The 25,496-nt window shown below is 50.0% G+C and carries 19 protein-coding genes and 3 pseudogenes; 5 read left to right on the top strand and 17 right to left on the bottom strand.

Annotation, left to right across the window (positions count from 1 at the left end; genetic code table 11):
• Nucleotides 1–130 (bottom strand): annotated as a pseudogene (locus KAJ71_RS08040) (IS3 family transposase); the annotation flags it as partial.
• A gap of 286 nt (nucleotides 131–416) precedes the next feature.
• Here KAJ71_RS08040 and lplA point away from each other — a divergent pair.
• The 3 genes and pseudogenes from lplA to KAJ71_RS08055 all read left to right on the top strand — a co-directional run.
• Nucleotides 417–1,310: pseudogene (gene lplA, locus KAJ71_RS08045) on the top strand (lipoate--protein ligase); the annotation flags it as partial.
• Nucleotides 1,311–1,603: 293 nt separating this feature from the next.
• A complete protein-coding gene (locus tag KAJ71_RS08050; RefSeq protein WP_248945238.1) occupies nucleotides 1,604–2,341 on the top strand; it encodes an EAL domain-containing protein in 738 nt (245 codons plus the stop codon).
• Nucleotides 2,342–2,606: 265 nt separating this feature from the next.
• Entirely contained in the window at nucleotides 2,607–4,049 is a 1,443-nt protein-coding gene (locus tag KAJ71_RS08055) for a protein adenylyltransferase SelO (RefSeq protein WP_248945239.1), read from the top strand.
• A 27-nt stretch (nucleotides 4,050–4,076) separates the two neighbouring features.
• Here the strand turns inward: KAJ71_RS08055 and KAJ71_RS08060 are convergent, their stop codons facing one another.
• The 9 genes from KAJ71_RS08060 to ppsR all read right to left on the bottom strand — a co-directional run bounded on the left by KAJ71_RS08060 (nucleotide 4,077) and on the right by ppsR (nucleotide 12,913).
• The gene (locus KAJ71_RS08060; protein ID WP_248945240.1) at nucleotides 4,077–4,862 is read right to left on the bottom strand and encodes a heme ABC transporter ATP-binding protein; all 786 of its coding nucleotides are present in this window, start codon (nucleotides 4,860–4,862) and stop codon (nucleotides 4,077–4,079) included.
• Complete coding sequence (locus tag KAJ71_RS08065) at nucleotides 4,855–5,859, bottom strand: FecCD family ABC transporter permease (RefSeq protein WP_248945241.1); 1,005 nt, start codon at nucleotides 5,857–5,859, stop codon at nucleotides 4,855–4,857. Before KAJ71_RS08065 ends, KAJ71_RS08060 begins: the two co-directional genes overlap by 8 nt.
• A complete protein-coding gene (locus KAJ71_RS08070) occupies nucleotides 5,859–6,689 on the bottom strand; it encodes a heme/hemin ABC transporter substrate-binding protein (RefSeq protein WP_248945242.1) in 831 nt (276 codons plus the stop codon). Before KAJ71_RS08070 ends, KAJ71_RS08065 begins: the two co-directional genes overlap by 1 nt.
• On the bottom strand, nucleotides 6,686–7,720 hold the full coding sequence (locus tag KAJ71_RS08075) for a hemin-degrading factor (RefSeq protein ID WP_248945243.1): 1,035 nt from the start codon (nucleotides 7,718–7,720) through the stop codon (nucleotides 6,686–6,688). Before KAJ71_RS08075 ends, KAJ71_RS08070 begins: the two co-directional genes overlap by 4 nt.
• 68 nt (nucleotides 7,721–7,788) lie before the next feature.
• Entirely contained in the window at nucleotides 7,789–9,861 is a 2,073-nt protein-coding gene (locus KAJ71_RS08080) for a TonB-dependent hemoglobin/transferrin/lactoferrin family receptor (RefSeq protein WP_248945244.1), read from the bottom strand.
• Between the two features lie 92 nt (nucleotides 9,862–9,953).
• The gene (gene hemP, locus KAJ71_RS08085) at nucleotides 9,954–10,148 is read right to left on the bottom strand and encodes a hemin uptake protein HemP (RefSeq protein WP_248945245.1); all 195 of its coding nucleotides are present in this window, start codon (nucleotides 10,146–10,148) and stop codon (nucleotides 9,954–9,956) included.
• A 155-nt stretch (nucleotides 10,149–10,303) separates the two neighbouring features.
• A complete protein-coding gene (locus KAJ71_RS08090) occupies nucleotides 10,304–10,789 on the bottom strand; it encodes a glutathione peroxidase (protein ID WP_248945456.1) in 486 nt (161 codons plus the stop codon).
• Between the two features lie 84 nt (nucleotides 10,790–10,873).
• Complete coding sequence (locus KAJ71_RS08095) at nucleotides 10,874–11,920, bottom strand: 3-deoxy-7-phosphoheptulonate synthase (RefSeq protein ID WP_248945246.1); 1,047 nt, start codon at nucleotides 11,918–11,920, stop codon at nucleotides 10,874–10,876.
• Between the two features lie 171 nt (nucleotides 11,921–12,091).
• Complete coding sequence (gene ppsR, locus KAJ71_RS08100; RefSeq protein WP_021804571.1) at nucleotides 12,092–12,913, bottom strand: posphoenolpyruvate synthetase regulatory kinase/phosphorylase PpsR; 822 nt, start codon at nucleotides 12,911–12,913, stop codon at nucleotides 12,092–12,094.
• A gap of 471 nt (nucleotides 12,914–13,384) precedes the next feature.
• Between ppsR and ppsA the strand changes: the two genes are divergently transcribed.
• Nucleotides 13,385–15,760 carry a phosphoenolpyruvate synthase gene (ppsA, locus tag KAJ71_RS08105; RefSeq protein ID WP_248945247.1) on the top strand — a complete coding sequence of 792 codons (2,376 nt, stop codon included), beginning with the start codon at nucleotides 13,385–13,387 and terminating at the stop codon, nucleotides 15,758–15,760.
• A 454-nt stretch (nucleotides 15,761–16,214) separates the two neighbouring features.
• On the opposite strand, the gene ydiK is transcribed toward ppsA, so the two are convergent.
• The 6 genes from ydiK to KAJ71_RS08135 form a co-directional block, all read right to left on the bottom strand.
• Nucleotides 16,215–17,315, bottom strand: coding sequence for an AI-2E family transporter YdiK (ydiK, locus tag KAJ71_RS08110; RefSeq protein ID WP_248945248.1), 1,101 nt, complete (start codon nucleotides 17,313–17,315; stop codon nucleotides 16,215–16,217).
• Nucleotides 17,316–17,773: 458 nt separating this feature from the next.
• Complete coding sequence (locus tag KAJ71_RS08115) at nucleotides 17,774–18,277, bottom strand: fimbrial protein (protein WP_248945249.1); 504 nt, start codon at nucleotides 18,275–18,277, stop codon at nucleotides 17,774–17,776.
• Nucleotides 18,278–18,316: 39 nt separating this feature from the next.
• Complete coding sequence (locus KAJ71_RS08120; RefSeq protein WP_248945250.1) at nucleotides 18,317–19,516, bottom strand: hypothetical protein; 1,200 nt, start codon at nucleotides 19,514–19,516, stop codon at nucleotides 18,317–18,319.
• Between the two features lie 38 nt (nucleotides 19,517–19,554).
• Nucleotides 19,555–20,286 carry a fimbrial biogenesis chaperone gene (locus KAJ71_RS08125; protein WP_248945251.1) on the bottom strand — a complete coding sequence of 244 codons (732 nt, stop codon included), beginning with the start codon at nucleotides 20,284–20,286 and terminating at the stop codon, nucleotides 19,555–19,557.
• 19 nt (nucleotides 20,287–20,305) lie between these two features.
• Nucleotides 20,306–22,813 carry a fimbria/pilus outer membrane usher protein gene (locus KAJ71_RS08130; protein WP_248945252.1) on the bottom strand — a complete coding sequence of 836 codons (2,508 nt, stop codon included), beginning with the start codon at nucleotides 22,811–22,813 and terminating at the stop codon, nucleotides 20,306–20,308.
• A 90-nt stretch (nucleotides 22,814–22,903) separates the two neighbouring features.
• Nucleotides 22,904–23,455 (bottom strand): fimbrial protein, encoded by a 552-nt coding sequence (locus tag KAJ71_RS08135; protein ID WP_248945253.1) that lies wholly within the window; start codon nucleotides 23,453–23,455, stop codon nucleotides 22,904–22,906.
• Nucleotides 23,456–23,927: 472 nt separating this feature from the next.
• Between KAJ71_RS08135 and KAJ71_RS08140 the strand changes: the two genes are divergently transcribed.
• Entirely contained in the window at nucleotides 23,928–24,767 is an 840-nt protein-coding gene (locus KAJ71_RS08140; RefSeq protein WP_248945254.1) for a hypothetical protein, read from the top strand.
• A 14-nt stretch (nucleotides 24,768–24,781) separates the two neighbouring features.
• Here KAJ71_RS08140 and KAJ71_RS23705 read toward each other — a convergent pair.
• Nucleotides 24,782–25,272: pseudogene (locus KAJ71_RS23705) on the bottom strand (IS1 family transposase); the annotation flags it as partial.
• Nucleotides 25,273–25,496 lie beyond the last annotated feature (224 nt).

Consider the following 25,496-nt stretch of genomic DNA (forward strand, 5'->3'; position numbering starts at 1 on the left):
ATTCGTACAAGCTGAGTTCGCGGGCAGCGGCGGCCACGCCGATACGTTCAGCCAGTTTGAGGGTTTCTTGGCGAAATTCGGGTGTGTACTGTTTGCGGGACTGCTTTTTGATTGATGCTGATTTTGTCATGTGAGCTACCTCTGGTTAAGAGTTTACTCACTTAGCGCCGTGTCCACTATTGCTGGGTAAGATCATTCTGGGGGGGGCAGAAGTGGCAGAGTCGGTTACTTTGGCTTTTGCAATGGTAGCTGAAGGGTGGATCTTGTAATCAGGGAAGTGAGTTGACTGATCCGCCACCTGAGTTGGCAGGTTTGTGATGAAAATTTTGGCTAACAAGGACTATGTCCATCCAGACATTCCTTTCTTGCAATATTCATCCTGTTTAGATGTCAATTGTAAGTGTGAAACATTTACTAAAACCGTGGTGATCGGCCAGTCGCAGAACCCGTGGAAAGAGTGCAATACCCGGCGGATGGAACAGGATGGTATCCGTCTGGCACGGCGCAGCAGCGGCGGCGGGGCGGTGTTTCACGATCTGGGCAATACCTGCTTTACCTTTATGGCCGGTAAGCCCGGCTACGATAAAACCGTTTCTACCGGCATTATTCTGGCGGCGCTGAAACAGTTGGGTGTTGATGCTTCGGCTTCCGGGCGTAACGATCTGGTGGTCGAAACGGCCGACGGAATGCGCAAGATCTCCGGCTCTGCTTACCGAGAAACCCAGGATCGTGGTTTTCATCACGGTACGCTACTGTTGAATGCCGATCTCAATCGTCTGGCGGATTATCTCAATCCCGATCCGAAAAAATTGCAGGCGAAAGGCATCACCTCCGTGCGTTCCAGAGTCGCCAACCTGGCCGAGTTTGTGCCAGAAGTCGACCATCAACACGTTTGTGACGCCGTTATTCAGGCATTCTTTGACCATTATGGTGAAACGGCACAGCCGGAAGTGATCTCCCCAGACGTCTTCCCAGACCTGCCCGATTTTGCCCAGCAATTTGCCAAGCAGAGCAGTTGGGAATGGAATTTTGGCAAAGCGCCAGCGTTTAGTCACTTGCTGAACGAACGCTTTACCTGGGGTGGAGTGGATATCTTCTTTGACGTGGAGAAGGGGGCGATTATACGCGCGCAGATCTTTACCGATAGCCTCAACCCCGCGCCATTACAGACCTTGGCTGAAAAGCTGGTAGGATGTGCCTATCGTAGTGAGGCACTGGCAGACTGTTGTGCACAGTTGGTAGCACAATATCCGCAGCAGGAAAACGAACTTGGCGAACTGCGGCGTTGGCTGTTGGAAACCATCAGGTAGTTCTGTGCAGTAAATAAATTGGGATTTTTTAAAAAAATCAGGTGATCGTCGCATCACCTGATTGTTAGCCGCCATACGGTAAGACATACAAAGAATAAGACTATTAATTTGTAAGGACAGATGGCATAAATTAACTTGGCCGGTTGTATCGCTGGAAAATATCGCTAACGCTATCAATTACTTGATAGCGCCTGAATAATCACATTACTTTTTCTGAACAATTCTCTTGGGATTGATCGGTATAACTTATTGTTATACGATGGTTTATACACTATTAAGCCTCTGACATTAAAATGAATATTCAATCAGACGTTGAATTTATTAGTCAGTACGTCTTCCTGCCGATTTATTCCATGACGGGAAGATTACTGGCGGTGGAACTACTCACCCGTTTTACTGGCTCGGGTGACAACCTGGCGATGCCTACGGAGATCGGCTTGCGGTTATTATCCCCAGAGCAAAGGATTGAATTATTCAACGACCAGCTAACGCTGGCGGAAGAGCACGCGTCATGGTTTGCTGCTAGCGGGGTGTCATTGACCATTAATATCGAAGAAACGGTCGTCGATTGGTTGCTGGGCAGCGAGGAACGCCGTCAACGTGTGCAGCAGTTGCCGTTTATTGTCTTTGAAATCAATGAGAGTTTTCCCAACCTTTCCGCTGGGAAAGACAACGGGAAAATCCGTTTGTTAAGTGCCTACTTTACGCTGTGGCTCGATGGGTTCGGTTCTGGAAAATCGACTCTGACCGCACTGTACGATGGTTTATTTGACGTTGTTAAGATCGATAAACGCTTTTATTGGCAATTGGTTACCCAACAGGGGTATGACCTGGTCATCGATTCACTGCTTAAGAATATCAATCAACTTTGTAAGGGGATTATTGTTTGCGGCATAGAGAAAAAAGAGTATTTCAATAAACTGAGCAACACCGGTGTTTTAGGGCTACAGGGTTTTTTATGGCCTGCCATCAGTGTGGATAATCTGCGTTCTCTACGCAGGATTGCCGATGAGTTTAATCATAATAACTGATTTTTTGACTTCACACCGGGGTAAATAATGGACTGGATGATTCCCTGCGATGTTATCCATTGTGGCTATATCATTGTTCAAACACTTTAATCATACGAGAAATAGAATCACTTAAGGGGGGCAAGCGACTCCGCTAGATAAATGCGCCGAATACTGTTTTACTTCACGCCCCAGGGATGGGGGCACCGTGCACCAGCATTCTCCCTGTTAATCCTCCGTGTTAATCCGAACCTCCAGGCTCTACACTAAGCGTTATGGAGGGCCTATGCCGCAATTTGAAAACGCTTATTACCAACAACTGCCCGGTTTTTATACCGCACTGGCGCCAACGCCGCTAAAGGCGGCTCGTTTATTGTATTACAGCCAGCCGCTGGCGCAGGAACTGGGGCTGGACGCGAGCTGGTTTACCCCAGAGAAAACGCCAATCTGGGCAGGTGAAACCCTGCTGCCCGGAATGCAGCCTTTGGCACAGGTTTACAGTGGCCATCAGTTTGGTGCCTGGGCGGGGCAGTTGGGGGATGGCAGGGGGATCCTGCTGGGCGAACAGCGGCTCGCGGATGGCCGCAGCATGGACTGGCATCTAAAAGGTGCCGGGTTAACGCCGTATTCCCGCATGGGTGATGGGCGGGCGGTGCTGCGCTCGGTGATCCGTGAATTCCTGGCCTCCGAGGCGCTATACCATTTGGGGATCCCGACAACGCGAGCCCTGACGATAGTCACCAGCGAACATCCGGTGTTTCGTGAACAACCGGAGCGCGGGGCAATGTTGCTGCGCGTAGCGGAAAGCCATGTTCGCTTTGGCCATTTCGAACATTTCTATTACCGTAAGCAGTCGGAGCAGGTCAGGCAATTGGCAGACTTCGTCATTACGCGCCATTGGCCGCAATGGGTTGAGGAACAAGATCGCTATCTGCTGTGGTTTACCGATGTGGTGGAACGCACTGCACGTATGATTGCCCACTGGCAGTGCGTGGGCTTTGCCCACGGCGTGATGAATACCGACAATATGTCGATCCTCGGCTTGACGATGGATTATGGGCCTTATGGTTTCCTCGACGACTACCGGCCTGATTATATTTGTAATCACTCCGATCATCAGGGCCGCTACGCGTTTGATAACCAGCCTGCCGTGGGGCTGTGGAACCTGCATCGTTTAGCCCAAACACTTTCCGGTTTGCTTAGTGCCGAGCAGTTACAGCAGGCGCTGGCCGCCTATGAACCTGCGCTGATGCAGGCTTATGGTGAGCAAATGCGTGCCAAGCTGGGCTTCTTCACGCAGTCAAAACAGGATAACGATCTGCTGACCGGTTTATTGAGCCTGATGGCGCAAGAGGGGCGTGACTACACCCACACCTTCCGTCTATTGAGCGACGTTGAGCAGCAGCAGGCGCAAACGCCAATGCGCGATGAATTTATCGATCGCGATGCGTTTGACGGCTGGTATCAAAAATATCGCCAGCGCTTACAGCTTGAACAGGTGAGTGATGCCCAGCGCCAGCAAATGATGAAGCTGGCGAATCCTAAACTGATTTTGCGTAATTATCTGGCGCAGCAGGCCATCGAAGCGGCTGAGCAGGACGATGTCAGCAAGCTGGAACGTTTGCACCAGGCGTTGCTGCAGCCTTTTGCCGATGATGCACAGTATGACGATCTGGCGGCCCTGCCTCCGGATTGGGGCAAGCATCTGGAAATTTCCTGTTCGAGCTGAATGCAGCAAGCCCTCCATGGCTTACCGTTACTGACGTAAAAACACCTGCGGCAGTGCGGTTTCCGGGTGGGCGGCGACACCGAGGTCTGCCTGATACCAACGCGTCAGGATATCCGTCTGCAACACCTGCTGTGGGGTACCGGAAGCGACCAGGCTACCCTGATGCAACAGCAGAATACGATCGGCGTACAGCGCGGCCAGATTAAGATCGTGCAATACGCAACAGACCGCCATCGGCAGCTGACGCGTCAGGGAGCGCAGCAGGCGTAAAGTATGCTGCTGATGATACAGATCGAGCGCCGAGGTGGGTTCATCAAGGAATAACCAGGATGGTGCGGGTTGCGGCTGCCACAACTGCGCTAATACTCTGGCCAGTTGCACTCGCTGTTGTTCCCCGCCGGAAAGCTGACGGTAATCGCGTTGGGCCAGGCTGGCGCAATCGGTCTGCTCCATCACCTGCTGGATCGCCCGTTTGGCGTCGCGACCGCTATGCGGAGAGCGGCCCATGGCAACCACTTCTTCCACGGTAAACGGAAAGGCCAGCTCGCTGTGTTGACGCATTACCGCCCGCACCTTGGCCAACTGCTGCGGTTGCCACTGCTCAAGCGGTTTACCTTGCAGGCGGCACTCGCCACAGTCAGCGGTCAGGTAACCGGTAAGTAAGCGAAGCAGGGTCGACTTCCCCGCGCCGTTGGGGCCGATAATCGCCACCACCTCACCGCTGGCGATGCTGAGGGAGACATCGTTGATCAGTCGTCGATCTCCCAGGTTGTAACGCAATTGCCGTGCTGTCAGCTTTGATGAATCATCCACTCATGCGCTCCCGCTGGCGCATCACCAGCCACAGAAAATAGGGACCACCGATCAGGCTGGTCATCAGGCCTACTGGCATTTCTGCCGGGGCGACCAGCGTACGTGCCAGCGTATCGCTGACCAACAGCAGGCAGGCACCACCGAGGGCAGAGGCTGGTAACAACCAGCGGTGATCACCCCCAAGCCGCATGCGCACCAAGTGTGGCACGACCAGACCAATAAAGCCGATCACGCCACTCATCGCTACGGCAGCCCCAATCAGCAGGGCGCTCAGTAATAGCAACTGCAGCTTGGCGCGTTGCACATTAACCCCAAGGTAGTGTGCCTCTTCATCGCCCAACTGAAGCAGATTCAAACGACGAGCCTGTAGCAGCGTCAACAATGCGGTCGGCAGGATTAGCGAGGCGGACACCACCAGGGTGGGCCACTGTGACTGGCTAAGACTGCCCATCATCCAGAGCGAAAACTGCCGCAATTGCTGGTCGCTACTGAGGTAAGACAGCACGCCAATCGCCGCCATGCAAAGCGCATTGATGGCGATACCGGCCAGCAACAGCCGCGACAGGCTGCCGTGCCCGCTGCGGCTGATACCGTAGATCAGTATCGAAACCAGCAGGCTGCCAAGAAACGCCGCCAGCATATGGCTGTACAGAGCGATGAGCGGCGGCAGGGCGAGTGGTATGACGATCACCAGGGCAACGAACAGTGCGCCGCCGCTGCTGATCCCCAATAGGCTGGGATCGGCCAAGGGGTTGCGGAACAGCCCCTGCATCACTGCACCGGAAACGGCCAACGCGCAGCCGATCGCCACGGCTAACAGTACGCGGGGGAGGCGAATATTCAGCCAGATATGCCAGGAGGTATCGCTGAAAGGAGCTTGCCACAGGGTGCGAAATGACAGGGTCAGCGCCCCCAAGTTGGCGGCACCTAGCGCCAGGATCGTCAGCAGGATCAGCAGGCTGCCGATCGCCAGACGGGGCGAGGTTCGGCAACGCATTACTTTTGCTCCGCCGCTTTACGCAACAAGCCTAGCGCCTGCGGTGTTTCCAGACCAAAACCGAGCAGCGCCATATCATCTACGATCAGCACACGGCGATTTTTTCCTGCCGGTGTCAGAGCGATGCCGGGCAATTGCCACAGGTTTTCCCGGCCGCCGATGGAGCGAACGCCATCGGTAGTCACCAGCAGCAAGTCTGGTGCGCTGGCAATCACGCCTTCCTGTGAGAGCGGACGGTAACGGCTGAAGCCCTGCATGGCATTTTTCAGTCCGGCAGCTCTGATGATGGCATCTGCCGCAGTTTGCTGGCCCGCCGCCATGGGAGTAATACCGCCGTGACTCATCACAAACAGCACTTTCACCGGCAGCGGCGTATTGGCTACCGCCGCCAACTGTTGCTGATAACGTTCGGCCAACTGCTTGCCTTGGCTACTGCGATTGATGGCATCGGCTATCACACTGATTTTTTCGGGCACGGCCTGCACGGTAGTATCCCCAGGGATACGTACCATCTTCACGCCACTGTCTTCCAACTGCTTGAGCACCAGGGCGGGTTCGGCCAACTCGGTGGTCAGGATCAGGGTGGGTTTCAGCGCCAGGATACCTTCGGCATTCAGTTGGCGCATATAGCCCACATCAGGCAATTTCTGCACGGCAGCAGGATGCAGACTGGTACTGTCTCGTGCCACCACTTCATCGCCCGCGCCCAGCGCGAAGGCAATTTCGGTCACGTCACCGCCTATCGAGACAATCCTCTCGGCCGCCACTGCGGTTAATGGAAACGCCAGCGCGATGCACAGCGCCAGGCGACGGGGCAATGAAGCTATCATGCGGCGACATCCTTCGGTTCAAGTGCAGCAACCTGCTCACGCCACTGGATCTGCTCCGGTTGGCCTTCGGTACGCTGCCCGTAGAGTTGAGCGATCTGGGTGCCATCGGCGGCAAACAGTTCCAGGCTGGTGACCATGCCATCTTTGGTTGGCTTGCGGGTGATCCAGCTTTCGGCGATCGCCCCTTCAATCAGGTGCAGGGTAAAGTGGCGGTTGAAGATGTTGACCCAGCCGTCCTGCGGCATCAGGCGTTCGATCTGGCCGGTAAATATTTGCACGCAGCCACGGTTGCCGACGAAGATCATGATTTCGTTCTGCGCCGACTTGGCGGCTTCCAGGATCTCAGTCAGCGCACTGTTGTCCACGCGGTAGGCCAGATCGTTACCCACGGCGCGGAAGGCCTGTTGGCGGGTCAGATTATTGCGGCTCAGCAGTTGGAAGAACTGGTGGACATCGGTCATAGCTCGCCAGTCAACATCGATTTTGGTGGCATCTGGTGCGCTGTTACTTTCTTTAATCTCGGCGGGTTGTAGCTCCAATGCCGGGTTTTCCGCACTTTGATGGCGTTCGACCAGGGCGAACCAGGCAGCGAGATCGGTTTCGTCGGTAGTGTAAACCTTGTGCAGCGCGTCACCTTGATAATCAAAGAACTGAATGCTGTGGCGTACGCCGCGCTTGTTGGTTTCACTTAAGGCAAAAACGCTGGCCCATTGGTTGAGGAACAGGCGCAGATCCAGCTCGCGCGGGTTGAGGATCAGCCCGGCATGGCCATTGAGGTGTTGATTCTGGTAACGTCCCACCTGCTCGTGTACCGCATAGCTGTTACGCGTGATGGATTTGGTGACGCCAACCTGTTCCAGTTCGGTCAGCAGCGTGCGGGCATCGGCCTGCAAGCGACGAGTATCGTGGCCGACGCGGGCGTGGGTCAGTTCGGCTTCGCTGATACCCAACAGGTCGGCCAGATCGCGGGCATATTTACCTGGGTGCTCAATTTTCACCTGCTCATAACGTTGGTATAGGGTCTCGCTCATTATTTGGCTTCCTGTGCTGGTGGATGAGGAGCGGGCAAAAAACGCGCTACCCGCTGTGGTTCAATGGGTTACCACTGATAGCTGATCAGCAGTTTGGCGTTACGACCATCCTGCGGAATGCCCTGTGGTGAGTAATATTCTTTATCGAAGGCGTTCCCCAGAACCACGGTAGTGGTGACGCCCTGCAGGTCTTCGCGGCCTTTATAGCTTAGGTAGAAGTCGTTCACGCCATAACCGGCTTGCTTGGTGTAGCCGGTAGCCACGTGGTGGGCACTCTGGGCAAAGGTTCCAACCCAGCCGGTGGATAAACCGGTCTCGGCAATAGGAATATCCAACACGCTGGTGACCGTATCCGGGTTGATACTGGAGAGCCAGTCACCCGTAGTTTCATCTTTACCACGTGTGCGGTTGTAGGCCAGATCCAAACCGAACCACTGGGTTTTATAGTTCAGCGAGGCATCCCATCCCCAAATCTTGGCGCGATCGATATTGGTTGAGAAGGTGGTACAGCTGATGCAGTACATACCGCGAGGGCCACGGCCTAACTCCATGGTGACACCGGTAGTAATATAATCTCTGGCTTTGGTATCGAAGTAACTGGCCTTTAATTGCAGGCTGTCATCGGCCATTAACAGATCGTCAAAGCGTAAGCCGAAGCCGTATTCCTGCGTGGCGTTGGTTTCCGGCTTCAGATTTGGGTTAGGCACCCAATAGTTGGTGATGGTGGTCGGGCCCATCGGGATCGAGAAGTGCTTGGAGTCGTTGTACATCTCGCCCATGGTTGGTGCGCGGAACGCCTGAGCATAGGAGGCGAACATCATCAGCCAATCGGTAGGGGTAACGCTCATCGCACCACGGGATGACCACTTGTTGGCGTTGACGTCGTCATAACCGTCGCTAGAGCCTTTGTAGTTGTCATAACGCGTCCCGGCCAGGAAAGAGACGGGCAGGTCACGCAGAGTGATCTCATCCTGCAACCAGCCGGAAGCGAAGTTGATTTTGGCCTGCGGGAAGCTCTCTGTTGCGCCCCCCGGCGTCTGTTCCTGCCGGTAGGCTTCGCTACCATAGGTAAACAGGTGCGAAGCGAAGCTGTCGGCAAACAGGCGGGTACGGTTTTCCAGCTTGCCACCTTTGGTGGTTTGTTTGCGAGCTTCATCCGTGCTGCCGTCGGTATGCGCATTGATCTCTACTTCGGAGTAATAGAGTTTGGCATCGGCATCCAGCCAATCTTGGCCTGTGGGCTTGAGCTTATAGCCGAGCTGTGCGTCACGCTGAATCGTAGAACGGTCAGTTAACACATTGCTGCTAGAAACATCAGGCGTTTGCGGGTTCTTAGGTTCTTGCGCCCGGTTGTTGTAATAACGCAGATTACCGCTCAGGGACTGGTTGTCATCGATGGCCCAGGTGCCTTTGGCCAGAACGTTGCTGATGGTCTCGTCGTTCGGTGCATTAAAGCCATCGCCCTGGCGAATATCGCCAATATCGCGGGTGCCGAAAGAGATCAGACCATCGAGATCGTCAGTTTTACCGTAAGCGCTGGCGCCCATACCCAGGCTATGATCGCCGGTAGCCGCCGTGCCGAACACGCGATAGCCGGTGTTATGGCCGGGCAACAACAGATCGGCGGCATCCACCGTTTCATAGGAGATAACCCCACCTAATGCGCCACTGCCGTACAACAGTGCCGATGGGCCACGCACTACTTCAATCCGTTTTACCAAGCCAGGATCCAGGAAGGTGCCATTGATATGGCCGGTATCGGTTCCCTGACGAATACCATCAACCAGGATCAGCACTCCACGGCGATCATAACCCCGCATCATAATGTCTTGCCCATTGCTCCGGCCAGTACCGGTCACGGTAATACCAGGCACATGACGCAGCATATCGCCAGCTGTGGTGGCGGTCTGGCTCTGAGGGCTATTGCCGTCGATCACCGTCACCATCATCGGCGCTGCAAAACTACTGCGCGGATTACCGGTGGCGACCACGGTCATGGCGTCATCTTTGTTTTTTTCTTGTGCCTTGCTGGCAGCGGAAACACTGGTGTCGGTCTGGGCAAAAACCACCGTAGGCAAAGCGCAGGCAATGGCCAGGCTTAATGCGGATAAACGCAGCCGGGAGGCAAAAATGGCAGGCATGTGGCAACTCTCCGTATGACTCAACATATCAATAGATTTGCTGGCTGCCTGGATCGCAAGATCGGGGTGGCTGGCGTAAATGGATTAAGGCGTTATTTGGTTAGGATCAATTTTCCTGCTTTGGTCTGACGCAGTTGATAGCGTTGTCCTTGATGGATGATCACCGCCAGCCCATCACTGCCCAATAGTTCGACACTGTCGAAGCAGGGCGGTAAAGCGGCATGCACACTGCCGTCAGGAGTAACCAAAGCGTTGTTGGACTGGTGGGCATTATTGAGATTGTCCATAAATTCAACCGGTAAATGGTAATTGATATCAAATTGATAATCATTATCATGTGAGGGAAAGGTTACATCAAGGGAAATTTTCTTACCGATGGAACCTTTTTGCAGTAATGCTTACCGGAGCTGGATTGATCCCGATCAATTTGCTGATGAAAAGGCTATTTCAACAGGGTTTCAATATGGTCGAACAGGCGCTCGGGTTTGGTGATGGGGGCAAAGCGGGTGATGCGTTCGCCATTGGCGGTGAGTAAGAATTTGGTGAAGTTCCACTTGATACGTTGGCTACCTAACAGACCGGGAGCACGGCGTTTTAACTCGCTGAACAGGGGATGCGCCTGCGTGCCGTTGACGTCTATCTTGCTAAACAAGGGAAAGCTGACGCCATAGTTGAGGGTGCAGAAGTTGGCAATCTCCAGCGGATTGCCCGGCTCCTGCCCGCCAAACTGATTGCAGGGAAAGCCCAGCACCATCAACCCGCGTGAGCGATAATACTGCCACAGCTTCTCCAAGCCTGCATACTGCGGGGTAAAGCCACACTTGCTGGCGGTATTGACCACCAGGTAGGCTCGCGCCGGAAAGTCGGCCAGCGTTTTATGTTCCCCTTGCAGGGTGATACAGGGAATAGACATCAGTGAGTGGTTCATGCGCAAAGGCTCCGGATCGGTGTGGCAATGACGCTGAATGAATAGAGGCAGCATGCAGTGCCCCTATGTAGTGAGATAGCGAGATCAGAAACGGGTATCTACCGCATCGGCCAGCATGGCCAGCAACTGCTCGCTATCCGACCAGCTCAGGCAAGGATCGGTAATGGATTGGCCGTAGGTTAGGGATTGGCCAGCCACGATCTTCTGCGTGCCTTCCACCAGGAAGCTTTCTGCCATCACGCCAGCGACGGCCACCGAGCCTGCACGGATCTGTTGGCATACGTTTTCCGCCACTTCCAACTGGCGACGATGCAATTTCTGGCAGTTGCCGTGGCTGAAGTCGATCACCAGCTGTTCAGGCAAATCGAACTCGCGCAGGCTATCACAGGCGGCTACCACGTCGGTCGTGTGATAGTTTGGCGTTTTGCCGCCGCGCATGATGATATGGCCATAAGGATTGCCGCTGGTCTGGTAAATGGTCATCTGGCCGGTTTTATCTGGCGACAGGAACATATGACCGGCGCGTGCGGCACGGATCGCATCAATGGCGATGCGGGTGTTTCCGTCGGTGCCATTTTTGAAACCGACCGGGCAGGAGAGCGCCGAGGCCATTTCACGGTGGATCTGGCTTTCGGTGGTGCGAGCGCCAATCGCGCCCCAGCTGATCAGATCGGCAATATACTGGCCGATCACCATATCCAGGAACTCGGTCGCCGTTGGCAGGCCAAGCTGGTTCACTGATAATAGCAGCTTGCGCGCCATCTCAATGCCACGGTTGACCTGATAGCTGCCGTCCAGATCGGGATCGGAAATCAAGCCTTTCCAGCCCACCACGGTGCGCGGTTTTTCAAAGTAGGTGCGCATCACGATTTCCAGGCGATCCTGATAACGCTCGCGCAGCACGTTAAGGCGGGTGGCATAGTCCATCGCCGCATCCAGGTCGTGAATGGAGCAGGGGCCAATCACCACCAACAGGCGTTTGTCTTCGCCGGTTAGGATTTTTTCAATACGTTTGCGTGACGCTGTCACGTTATCGGCTACCGATGCTGAGATCGGCAACTTCTCTGCCAACGCCTGAGGCGTGACCAAGCTGTCGATGCGCGCGGTCCGCAGTTCATCTGTTTTGTGCATGATTGTCTCTAAAACTGTTCTTCGCGACGGCAGGAATACCGGGAAGTGATGGCGATCACAATAACGCAAAAACCGCTGAATTCAACCGTAGAGATTGTGATCGGCCGATTAAAACCGGTAAAAAAGCACAAAAAAGGGGGCATAGACAACCATCCGGCCAGCCCCTACCTATCAGAACATCCGCCGACTCATACCGAGGATATCGAGGATTTTGGTGGAGATCTCCTCCACCGAATAGTTGGTGGTATTGAGATAGCGGATCTGGTTTTTGCGAAACAGCGCTTCCACTTCGGCAACTTCCATCCTGCATTGGCGCGGGGAAGAGTAGCGGCTGTTTTCACGGCGTTCTTCACGGATCGCCGTTAACCGCTCTGGATTAATGGTCAACCCAAATAATTTATGTTGAAACGGTTTTAGCGCGGCGGGTAGCTGCAAATTATCCATATCATCGGCCGTAAACGGATAATTGGCCGCGCGGATACCAAATTGCATCGCCAGATACAGGCTGGTGGGGGTTTTGCCGCAGCGGGATACGCCGAGCAGGATCACCTGCGCCTGATCGAGATTGCGCAGCGATATGCCGTCATCATGGGCCAGGGTGTATTCAATGGCCGCAATGCGGGCGTCATACTTGCCCAGGTTGTTTTCGGTCAGCCCGTGGGTGCGATTAGGTACCGGCGTTGGATCCACCGCTAATTCCCCCTGTAGCGGGCCGACCAGCGCTTGCACGATATCCTGGCAGAACCCTTCACTCTGGGTGATCACCTGGCGTACTTCTGGTGAGATAATCGAGTAGAACACCAGTGGGCGCACCCCGGTCTGCTGGTAAATATCATTGATCTGCTGGCATACGCCCCGCGCACGCGCTTCGGTTTCCACAAAGGGCAGAGTGAAAGTGGTGGCCTTGACGGGAAACTGTGACAGCACCGCATGTCCCAAAACTTCGGCGGTAATGGCCGTGCCATCCGAGATATAAAAAACGCTTCTTTCCACCCATGACTCCTTAATGCCTGCAACGACTGATAGCAACATCATGGTCTGCATACCCACTTACGGTAAAGAGGGGGGCAGAAATTTTGTGACAATGGGAATAATTCGCGGCAATAAATATAGGTAATAAAACATTATTTCATTTTTAATAAAATCAAGAGTGCTATTTCATCTACGTTCTTCGACGCAAATTGACGTTATTTTCGTCAAATCAATGACTAAAAATACGGGTATTTAAGCAAAAGTTTAAATAATGCATAATTTGTTGAATTACAACCCGTTAGCCATTTAGGGAACGATCCCTAATAAAAGGGTGCCCGATGGAATTCTCTTAATTGCTATTTTCTTCATTGGCTTGATCGATTCACCTGTCCATTGTCTATGGATCATTGTGCTAGTGTGGGTGGGTGCCGTTTTTGCGGTACGAGTCAAAAATCCGTCAATACCCTACTGATAGCAATAAGGATTGTCTCGATGTCTAACAATGGCCCAGACTTGCGTAATGTGCTTTGGTACAACCAGCTTGGCATGCACGACGTTGACCGTGTCGGTGGCAAAAATGCCTCCCTCGGTGAAATGATCACCAATCTCTCCGATTTGGGCGTGGCCGTACCCAACGGTTTTGCCACCACCGCCCAGGCATTTAACGATTTTCTTGAGCAAAGTGGGGTTAACCAGCGCATTTATCAGCTGCTGGACCAGACTGACGTTGACGATATTGCTCAACTGTCCAAGGCCGGTGCGCAAATTCGCCAATGGGTGATCGATACGCCTTTCCATGCGGAATTTGAACGTGAAATTACGCTGGCGTACCAGCAACTGTCCGGGGGTGAAAGCGAAGCCTCCTTTGCTGTGCGCTCTTCCGCCACGGCCGAAGATATGCCAGACGCCTCGTTTGCTGGCCAGCAAGAAACCTTCCTCAACGTACAGGGCATTGATGCGGTGATGGTGGCGATCAAACACGTCTTCGCCTCACTGTTTAACGATCGGGCAATCTCTTACCGTGTACATCAGGGTTATGATCACCGTGGCGTGGCGCTTTCCGCCGGTGTACAGCGTATGGTGCGCTCCGACCTTGCCTCCTCTGGGGTCATGTTTACCATTGATACCGAGTCCGGCTTTGATCAGGTGGTGTTTATTACCTCGGCGTTTGGCCTAGGGGAAATGGTGGTTCAAGGGGCGGTCAACCCGGATGAGTTCTATGTGCATAAACCGACGCTGCTGAAGGGCAAGCCGGCCATTGTGCGCCGCAACCTTGGTTCGAAGAAAATCCGCATGGTGTACGCACCTTCACAGGATCACGGCAAGCAGGTACGTATCGAAGATGTGCCAGAAGCGCAACGCAATCGTTTCTCTTTGACCGATGATGAAGTTCAGGCACTGGCGCATCAGGCATTGCTGATCGAAAAACACTATGGCCGCCCGATGGATATCGAGTGGGCCAAAGACGGTCACACTGGCAAGCTGCTGATTGTCCAAGCGCGGCCAGAAACTGTGCGCTCCAATGAGCAGGTGATGGAGCGCTACCAACTGAACGGTAACAGTTCCGTGCTGGTGGAAGGACGAGCCATTGGGCATCGCATTGGGGCTGGCCCGGTGAAGGTCATCCACGACATCAGCGAAATGGATCGCATTGAGCCGGGCGACGTATTGGTCACCGACATGACCGACCCGGATTGGGAGCCGATCATGAAGAAGGCGGCAGCGATCGTGACCAACCGCGGCGGGCGTACCTGCCATGCGGCGATCATCGCCCGTGAACTGGGGATCCCAGCCGTCGTAGGCTGTGGCCACGCAACAGACCTGCTGAAAGAAGGGCAGAAAGTCACCGTTTCCTGTGCTGAAGGCGACACTGGCTTTGTCTACAGCGACATGCTGGAGTTCAGCGTGCAAAGCTCGGAAGTCACTGAACTGCCAGAACTCCCGTTGAAGATCATGATGAACGTTGGTAACCCAGACCGTGCGTTCGACTTCGCTCGTTTGCCAAATGAAGGCGTGGGGCTGGCCCGGTTGGAGTTTATTATCAACCGTATGATCGGCGTACATCCGCGTGCCCTGTTGGAATTCGACCAGCAAACCCCAGAGCTGCAGGCAGAAATCAAGACGTTGATGCTGGGCTATGACGATCCGGTCGAATTCTATGTCGGTCGTTTGACCGAAGGGATCGCTACGTTGGGTGCCGCATTCTGGCCGAAGCGGGTGATCGTGCGCCTTTCCGATTTCAAATCTAACGAATACGCTAACCTGGTCGGCGGCGAGAAGTATGAACCGCACGAAGAAAATCCGATGCTTGGTTTCCGTGGCGCGGGTCGTTACGTGGCGGATAGCTTCCGCGACTGCTTCGCCATGGAATGTGCTGCAATGAAGCGGGTACGTAATGATATGGGGCTGACCAACGTTGAGGTGATGGTGCCGTTTGTGCGTACCGTGGCTCAGGCGGAGGCCGTAGTAGCAGAGTTGGAGCGTCAGGGGCTGAAGCGCGGCGAGAACGGGCTGAAAGTAATCATGATGTGCGAGATCCCGTCCAACGCCTTGCTGGCCGATCGGTTCCTTGAGCACTTCGATGGTTTCTCTATCGGCTCCAACGATATGACGCAGCTAACGTTGGGGCTGGATCGCGATTCCGGCGTGGTCTCTGAACTGTTTGACGAGCGCAATGAGGCGGTCAAGGCGCTGCTTTCCATGGCGATCCAGGCGGCCAAGCGTCATGGCAAATATGTCGGTATCTGTGGGCAAGGCCCGTCAGACCATGCAGACTTTGCCGAGTGGCTGATGGATCAGGGGATTGATAGCCTGTCGCTTAACCCGGATACCGTGGTGCAGACTTGGGTTAATTTGTCACAAAGATAGTTGTAGGGGCGCTGCCTGCAGCGCCCCTCAAGTTAAGTAACATGGCTACTTTGTCATCAATTGCAAACCGCCAGCTAAACCTGGTGGTTTTTTATATTGTTTGGCTATTTTGCATAAAAAAAAGCCCATCATAAGACGGGCAAAGACTACACACAGCAATTCAGAGATTCGGGGTTACCTTGTTAGATGACTTGTCTGGAAGGCAACGTCTGGAAAACAATGATTTTCAGCAAGAATAGAGTTTTATACTAGGCAGTTATCTGGCGCACGTCATTAAGAATCATCTCAATAAAACAGCCTGGATTATACGGGCTCATTGCAATAAACAGGTATTTTAATGGTATCTATTATTGCAGCAGCTAAGTCAGCAGAATAATTATTGGGGGCGATACGGTGGAGGAAGAAAATATTCGGGTTAATCGCCCGCCCAGTGGATGAGCAGGCGATGCAGGGATCACTGCTGTTCTAAATCTTTGGCGACTTCGTCCAGATCGGCGGTGGGTTCCGGCGCTTCGTTTATCCAGGCGCTAAGCAACCGATAAGAGACCGCCAGTACGACAGGGCCGATAAACAAACCAATCATCCCGAAGGACAGCAGGCCACCGATAACGCCTGACAAGATCAGAATCAATGGCAGATCGGCACCCATGCGGATTAGCGCCGGGCGCAGGAAGTTATCCAGCGTTCCGACCACGCAGCTCCACACCAATAGCACGGTGCCCCAGGTGGTGTCACCGGTCCAGTACAGCCAGATAATGGCCGGGATCAAGACCAGCAATGGCCCCAGTTGGGCCACGCAGAAGATGAACATCAGTACGCTCAGCAAGGTGGCGGCAGGAATGCCAGCAACGGCCAAGCCAATGCCACCCAATATGGATTGCACCAACGCCGTCACCACCACGCCCAACGCTACCGCACGGATCGCTTGCCCGGCCAGTAACACGGCCGCGTCGCCCCTGTTGGAGGCAAGGCGCACGGCAAAATGGCGGATCGCCATACCGACCTGCTCACCTCGGGCGTACAGCAAGGCGCTGAACAGTAACATCAGCGCACAGTGCATCAGGAAACGGCCAATATGCGCCGCCTGGGCAACAAACCAGGTGGCGGTTTGGCCGAAGTAAGGCTGTATTTTGGCTATCAGGGCGTTGCCACCAGTGTTCACCAGCAGGTGATAGCTGTTATAAAGTTTTTGCCCAATTAGCGGGGTAGAGCGAAGCCACTCCAATTGCGGAACGTGGAACTGGCCCGGCGCGTTCACCCACGCCACGATGGGAGCACTGTTATCCACCACGCTGCTGACCAGCAGGGCAATAGGCAGTACAAACAGCAAGAGCAGTAGGACGGTCATCACCAGCACAGCTAGCGACCGACGACCCCATAGCAGATGTTGTAGCTTAATCAACACTGGCCAGGTGGCGATCACCACCATAGAGGCCCAGGCAAAACCCAAAATAAACGGTTGAACGACCCAAAAGCTGGCGACGATCAGAATGGCGATAAACAGCACGCCAAAAATTATCGTCGGTAAATCGTAGCGGCGTTGCGGTTGTGTCATGAATGCGTTTTCATCCTAGTTGGTTAAATCCTGAGTACCCTTTTATCATCGAGCATTTTTGGCAATTTTCACAGCATGGTGCAAGCATCAGCATAAATTATACCCCGTTGCCGTTGTATTGACTGCACAAGCTCACTCAGCCACTCGGTAGGCTATTCGCCTGGGAACGATAAGTTTACACGGCTAAGTGTTGTGGGTAACTAAGCTGTCAGTAACAATCGGTAAGAAAGGGGGGGGGAAGTTATGTGTGATAGTTTGGAGAGAAGGGAGCACTACAAAAAGTGTTGAACGTCGGTAGGGGGTAAGGCCCATATCTATGGGCCAAATAGCTCAGGGTAGTCAACCAAGAGGTATTGGTGTGGCGCTATCATTGTCAATGGTGCCATGGGCGCTGCCCTGAACCGACGGCCAACTGGGGCGAAGTGGTCAATATGCCCGCGACGTGCTGGGAGAGACAGTTATTCATAGTAAATCGTATAATGTAGTACTCTGCTGAATGCACCTGGTATAATCGTTCCTGTTTTCACTAGGTAAGCCGAAAATAAAAGATGATTATCTCCGGTAATGATTTTCTGGCCACCCGATTTTCTGCCAAAGTAAATTGGAGCCCCTTTACCATCAAGAAGACTTAATGCAATACCTCTGACTCCCTGAACCGGGATAGCAGAACCTGACGCGCCTGCCCCGACTTGGTCAAATACGATCCGAGCTATTCTATCTGATGCATTGCACCCATAGAGGTTTATCGTAAAACTGATGGGGGAGGACCTCCCCCGTGCATCAAGTTCTGCGCTTGAAACTTCACCCATATGTACGGCCTGATCGTCGTCACCGACCACAATGTTACATGTTGCAATGGTGATCATGCCGGTAAAGTTAGTTTTACTGGATGCAGAAATCTCGGCGTGGCTGGTTGTTATAAAAAAAGATAGGCATAAAAAAAGTAAACTTTTACCGTTCATCGTCAACATCCATGCATAAGTGAGAGGCAATGTGAATACTCATGGCATTTTTACCTCAAAAGTCAATACTTGACTGTATTGGCCACCTTTAATTTTTTTTATATCTTGCGTGGTTGCTGATATTTCAGCCCGGATCCTTTTGCTTTCGCTGATAGAACTAATATCTTTAATAAAACCTGTGTATTCATGGTTGAATTGCAAATAGGTTCCTTTGTCTAAGTCATACAGTCTTAAACCAATACCTTGTGCAGCACCTGAACTGTGGTTGATCCCCCAAAAAGTTGAGTTTATCGAGTAACCCCCCTCGGTTTTTATTTTTCCGGGGAGATTATATATACTGCCCAGGCAAAGACTCGACTGTTCCGGTCCTTTTATCGCCGTTAGCGTAAAGTCTTCAACACGTACTCTATTACGACTAAGATCGTCGGAGGATATGGGTTGAAATGTTACAGTGTCAGGGGTCTTGACAGTAAGTGTACACTTTAATGGTTTGGGTCTGTCCGGAGGAGGGCGTACTGAACCACCGCTAGAGTAACATTTGTCGGTTAGTAAACCACAAATCTCTAAATAATCGAAACCTTGAGTCCAGCCAGGTTCATTGGTGTCTGCTTTTACGCCAAAAGTACCTAGAGTGTTCATAAGATCATAACCGACTTCTTTACCTGCTGGAAATTTACGGAGTATTGGTCGTATAGATAGCGTAATGGTTATATTTTTAGCATATCGTGGTATGGCTGTCTCGAAACTTTCACAGCCTTTTTTACAGGGTGCTACCGTCTCATCCAGCCATGTCACATTATTATCTATATCCATCTTTTCGATATTACTAATGGTTTTCTGCCTGGATAGTCCTGAGACCGTCATGGTTAAATTACTCCAGGTAGTTACTGTGTTAATTGCAGATAAAGTGAAGGTAGGTTGGAATTCATATGACACTTTTGTTGATTTATCCCCAGAATTTATACAGGTAACAGAGGTTTGTATTGATGTGCTAAAAACACGATTAGGTATATTTACGTAATCTTTATAGCTACACTCAGTCTCACCTTCTGTATTTTTCCAGCAGGTATCTGTCTCTCTGGTATAGTAAGCTGCGCTTTGTATCATTTGTTCAAAAGGTTGATGTAAATTAATTGTAGATCTTGGATCAAGGTCGCACGATAAGTGGGCCTCTGCCAAAACTAGGGTAGGTAATAATTGCCATGCGGCAATAAAGATAAAGAGTATATATTTTGCCATTTTATAAGAACCTTAATCCTAATATTGTTAACGTATTGCTATTTAATAATGGCACACTGATCTTTATCACACTTATAAAGCAGAGGGGTGTAGGCACCATAGTCATTGATATATTGTATTTTTATGCTTTTATTCTGAGCGTTAACTCTCTGAATTATTACCTCTTTACCCGGTTTTAGCGTTGTTGCGTCATCTTCAATTGTCACTGGTTTATTGTCTATGGTGATCCTTGGGATAACTATGTAAAATGGTGTCGGGTTGGTAAGTTTTAGCACATTATTACCCGCTGACAATTGTAGTTTCTCTTGCCAATTTTCTTCTGCTATTTTTTTAAGTCCGGCGGGGCGATAGAACGCCTTTATTTTAATCCGTAAAGCGAGTTGAATCACGTTGCTTTTATCTGATTTTGGTGGTATTTCCTGTAAATTATAGAAGAATAACGACTCTCGATCTTGTGGTAATTGAGCCGCACTGGGTAACGGCATAATATTTACTTGAACCGTGCTGTCTTTTTCCACCCGTTGCAAGGGCGGTAGGACGGTGAGTGGTGCGGTGATTTTTTCCCCGTTTTCATTCTCTAACCAACTTTGGGCGAGATAAGGCGCCTTTTTGCTATGGTTAGTAACGTTGATCTGTGCCGACTTCTCATCACCTATAATGATCACTCGAGTTCTATCAATAGAAATTGCAGCATTTACAGGGTTTATAGTCACAAAAGCAAGGCAAGCCAATAGTGAGCCAGGAATGATTTTCATAGATTTTAAAAACATGGAGCTATCCTTTTATGATTTATTTGCTTTGACATACAATAGGTGATGAGAAGGCTAAGGAGACCTCTTTATCTTTCAAACTGAAGTGGCATTTATGGCCGTTTTTATCCACAGAATTTAGCGTGGAGTTTATATTTACACCTGAAATATAGACATCACCATTCTCACCAACCATACCCACCTCTCTTTTTTCATCAACGTCTTCAACTGCGGTACCAAATGGGATCACTTCGCCCTGTGTGTCAGTTAGATGAATGAATGCTTTGATGCCACGATAAATATTCAGTTTTTTATACCCTATAGCATTTTTGGTTAGCACTGTTTGAATATTCGATGAGGTGTTATCGATATTATCAGGTAAACGCTGGGGATCGACTGAGTAATCAGTACGGTAATATTCGGGAACATTACTGATTACGGCTAATCCTTGAGCATTGGTTGGTGAAGGAGCGTAACCGTTACCGACGTAAACGCCTGCAATACCGTTGGCATCAACTAACAATCGTGTGTTACCAGAATAGCCACCTTGATGCAAGACGACACCATGTGATGTTGCCGTAATGCTAGATTTTAGGCTGCCGCCAACATAATAATCATTATTGCCAATAGAGGTATTAACCGTTGTGGATATTTTGTCAGTAGAGTAGGCCATATTGCCATTGAATTTGCTTTGGTTCAATGAATTTGAACTGTTTGCACCAACAGACCAACTGTGATTCGGGTTGCTATTGTTGGTGTAAAAAGTACTTGGTGAAAATCTACCATTATTCATTTGCATTGATGTACTGATCTGTCTTCTACTGCTTAATGGGATGTTAAAACTTAAGTATAATGAATTGTTTTTGTTCTGATTCTGTGCATAGATGTTCTTCTTATATTCCGTACGGTTAGCAGACAAATAAGCGTTAATACCTTTGATGTCACCAATATCAAATGATTTTGAAATACTTAACCCAAAAGTATTGCTATCAGAAACATCTTGCCAATAGGTTTGCTTACTAAACATGGCATTAAGTGAAAAACCAAGGTTACTAAAGGTTTTACTCGCAACAATGTTATAGCTTTCTTTACTGGTGTTTATATTATCTGGGCTTGTTTTCATGTTAATGAAATCATTTAATGCCAGGAAGCTTCTCTCTGAGAAACGATATCCAGCAAAAGTAATTTGACTATCGATGCTGTCAAATATTTTTGAATAGTTAACGCGATAACTCTTACCCTTCAGATGTGCAGTGTCTAAGTCAGCGTCCGTATAGGTAATATCAACGGATAAGGCACCGAAAGTATTCATGTCATATCCTACGCCGCTATTCAAGGCATAGTATTTTTCATCCGTTAGTATGACACCGCCAAACAGTGAGGCCCCTGATACAGTACCGATAGAAAGCTCACCGGTGGCTAAACCAGGGTGAAAGCCCTCTTTATTTTCATTGGCTCTCCCTATCATGGCCTTATATCTGATATGGCCTGAGCGGGTTAAAAATGGAACGTTCGCGGTTTGAATGGTGGTTGTTCTTGTTTCTCCGTTCTCTTCCTTAATCGTCATTTTTAACTCACCAGATGTCGTATCCGTGAGGTCATTGATGATAAAGTTGCCAGGAGGAACCATTCTTTCATAGATGATGCTATCATCACTGCGTGAGATGGTGACCTTGGCATTACTATTAGCAATGCCTTCAAATACCGGAGCATAACCACGAAATGCAGCTGGCAGCATACGATCATCACTGGCAATAGAGATGCCAGTATAGTTAATAGAGTCGAAAACATCTGAGGAGAGAAAGCTTTTCCCCAGTGTTAAATGTGCTCCCGCATTATTTAATGAGCGAGTCAGGTAAACCACGGGCATGCGGAAACGGGATTGATCGTACCTCTTGTTACTGTTATACAAGAATGATTGGTAATTTCCTCTTAATCGCCAAGCACCAGCATTAATACCTGCCGTACCATAGGTAGACAGTGACGAAAAGCGAGAACTGTTTTTTTGACCATACTGGCTCCCGGTTAAAGTATAGTCGAGAAGGATCCCTGGAATACCTTCATCCCATTGTGATGGGGGGATCCAGTTAGGATCGCTATAGTTTAACATTGCCTGCGGGATGGATAATAACAGTTCACTTTTTCTGCGATCAACGCTCATCGTAATGCCTTCATCATCAGGAGCAATGATGCACGAATCATCGTCAAAGGCATTATTGGCGATAATCTTTTTCAACGCTGAACTTTTAATATCGAGTTTTCTTAAAAGATCGGGGGTGAAACAAACCTTGCTGTCGCCATTTATCTCTACGACTCTAAATTTTTCAGTGACGAGGGTACGGTTGTTTAGCTTTAGAGAAAGCAGATAGTTCCCTTCAGGCAGGTAATCTGAACGAGAAAAATTGCTTAGGTTGATGTTGTCTTTATTATCGAGATCCAAAGCTCTGGTTTCGAATTGAATATCGCTATTTTTTGCATGGGCTGAATCTGCTACGATCACAAAAAATAGTAAAATAGAAACGAAGGAGTGATTTTTATTATTAGTCATAGTCATTAATATTTTAAAGTCGGCGAATAGCAGGCACGGCGAACCGCGCCTGTTTATATAACAAAGACCACTAATGCGCTTCTAATTGTTTTACAGGTAGGTCAGGGCAAAGCTTGTTAATGCATCATAGTTACCTGCGACAATCGTTTCACCCTGGAGGGCAACGACCTGAGCAGAGAACAACAGGGTGTTATCGCCAGAGTGCAAAGTATAATCTTGCGATTTTGTACCCACTTTGACTGGCTTGTTACCTGAGTCTAACAAGCGGATAGCCAAACCTTTCGCGTCACCGGATACCCCAAGTAAACCATTGGTACCACCGACAGACGCACCGTCGAAACGCACGTTGACTACGGTATCCTTCTCCGCAGTATCGTCAAAAGTACAGCCGATCAGCTTGATTTTAAACTCTTTCGGGGTAGCGTAACCGACGGTTTTCAGCTGTGCGTCAGAAGTTTGCCCCAGATCGATTGATTGGTTATCGCCGTCAACACCCGGTGCCAGGCCGCATGGTGCTTTCAGCACAGAACCTGAGAATGCAATCTGGCCATTTCCTTGTGAGCCCGGAGGAGCCTCAGCCAGAACGCTTGCGCTGAATAGGCTTGTTGCCAATGTAGTGATGGCAAATAGGCTGTGTTTCATATTTTTTATCTCCATATAATTGACTACTTTCTTTGATATAAGTTGCTTATACCATTTTTATGAGGTTTTTCCTTTGAAGAGACCTCACGTATAAGACACATTATATGTGAGGTTTCTTTGTGAATATGAGATTAAATGTGTGTTTTCAAAGCGAACATCCTTGTTTTTTCTTGGTTCCATGCCAATGAGTAAGGAAATTCTTACACGGTAAAAATCGCATGTCACTGTCCATTTTTGTTGCTAATTTTAGTTAGGGCTTTATTTTACTTTGCATAAGTTGGTTATTTATAGATAATTGGTTGCATCCTGTCTTTTTTTCTTGTGTTTGTTTTTGCTAAAATTTATGATTTTTTTAAATTATAGTCAGGTGCTTGGTACTCGGTTTATGTTGACATTCGGCCGTAATGTAAAATAAGGTAATTATCGCCTTGCGTTTTGGGGTTTTTTTTATTTAATATAGGGATATAACGAAATGCGTGACAATAATTTGCTTTTGAGAATAAAGGAAAGGATGGGAGGGATTAGTGCGAATGAGAAACTAGATGATGCGATAAAATGTCACTATGATATCGTTCATGAAATTTACCTAGCTAATCCATTGTATTTCAAGATTGCTTTAAAATCAAATCGATTTATTGTCATTTCCGCTATTTTGGCTATATATTACACTAATGAAAGTCCTTCTTTCAAGGAAGTTAAAAAATTTTGCATTAAAAACGATCTGCTTAGTAACAATACGTTGGATTCTTTTATCTCATTTTTACGCGTTGCAGGTCGTTTGAAGGCGATACCAGATGAAAATGATAAACGAAGATTGAGCTATCGGCCAACTCAAAAAAAACTGGAAGAAGTCACTCGTATATTTAAAAGCATAATTTTGCCGTATAGCATCATTTACCCTGATGTTGATATTGGTCATGCACTTAACCACGAAGAGTTTATCTCTGGTTTTTTCAAGAATTACTCTGAGGTGGTGTTTGGCAATATCTTTATTCATGATGTCATACCTGACTGTCGTGATTTTGTTTCTAGGGATGGTGGACATATGATTATGTTTAATCTTTATGTCGAAAGTCTTAGGCAAAACACACCTAACGTACAGTATAATTATTTAAAAGCGTCGTTCATGTGTGCAGTATCGCGTTCTCATATCAAGCGTTGCTTACAACTCGCTGAGTACGCGGGCTTATTGACGTTGAAGGATAATGGCCAACTGGTTGAGCTTAGCCCGCGCTTTATTCGTATGGTAAGAGACTGTTTTTCTTTCTACTTGACGACAACTGAGCATGGTTTAATGGGTATGAAGAGCTAGGCTACGTCCCTCAATTACACGCAATTGCCACTGGCGAAAATATATTTTTCAATGAACGCCACGATGATTTCTCATGTAGCCCAATCGAGCGTGAGAAGCAGATTGTTTTTCTGGCTAGACGCTTAATGCGGATTCTTGGCGTCAGGGTGTTACGCTAAATACGATGAGTGATATTTTACCAGTAAGATGCTTATCCTTCGGCACTTCTCTGGCATAACTGCCCCAATCGTGACTGATTACCATTCCGATATTAAAAGGTGTGAGCAGAACAAGCAATTCACGGCCGGTTTTATCAGTACGGGGACCGAATAGTGGCCGACAAAACTTCATTGCTCGTAGAGGTCGCAGATTAGCGTCGTGTCGGTATGAGCGACCGGACATGATGTTATTCGTCGTGATGCGAGTTGTTTAAAGTGTGAATGACGGCTTTAATACCTATTTTCAACGTCCTTGTGGTAACACGAACTCCGGCATCGTTTCGCTTAACACTTGGCTTACGGGCTTCATCGGCTAATGGAGCGGAAACACGCGGTGACAGTCGCGGCGACTCGAGGTCAAACAATCCGGCTGTACGGTTTTTTTGGGGCTGCGACGGCACCAAGGCCACAGGGGCAATAGAAGGTTACGGCCTAAATCGCTGCGCGCAATAGTGCTAAAAGTGGAAATCATGGATGCCGCGAACCCGTCTATGGGTGCTCGAATCGTGTATCCCGGCGCTCATTGGTCGGC

Source organism: Serratia silvae, from assembly GCF_023282985.1.
GTDB lineage: Bacteria > Pseudomonadota > Gammaproteobacteria > Enterobacterales > Enterobacteriaceae > Chania > Chania silvae.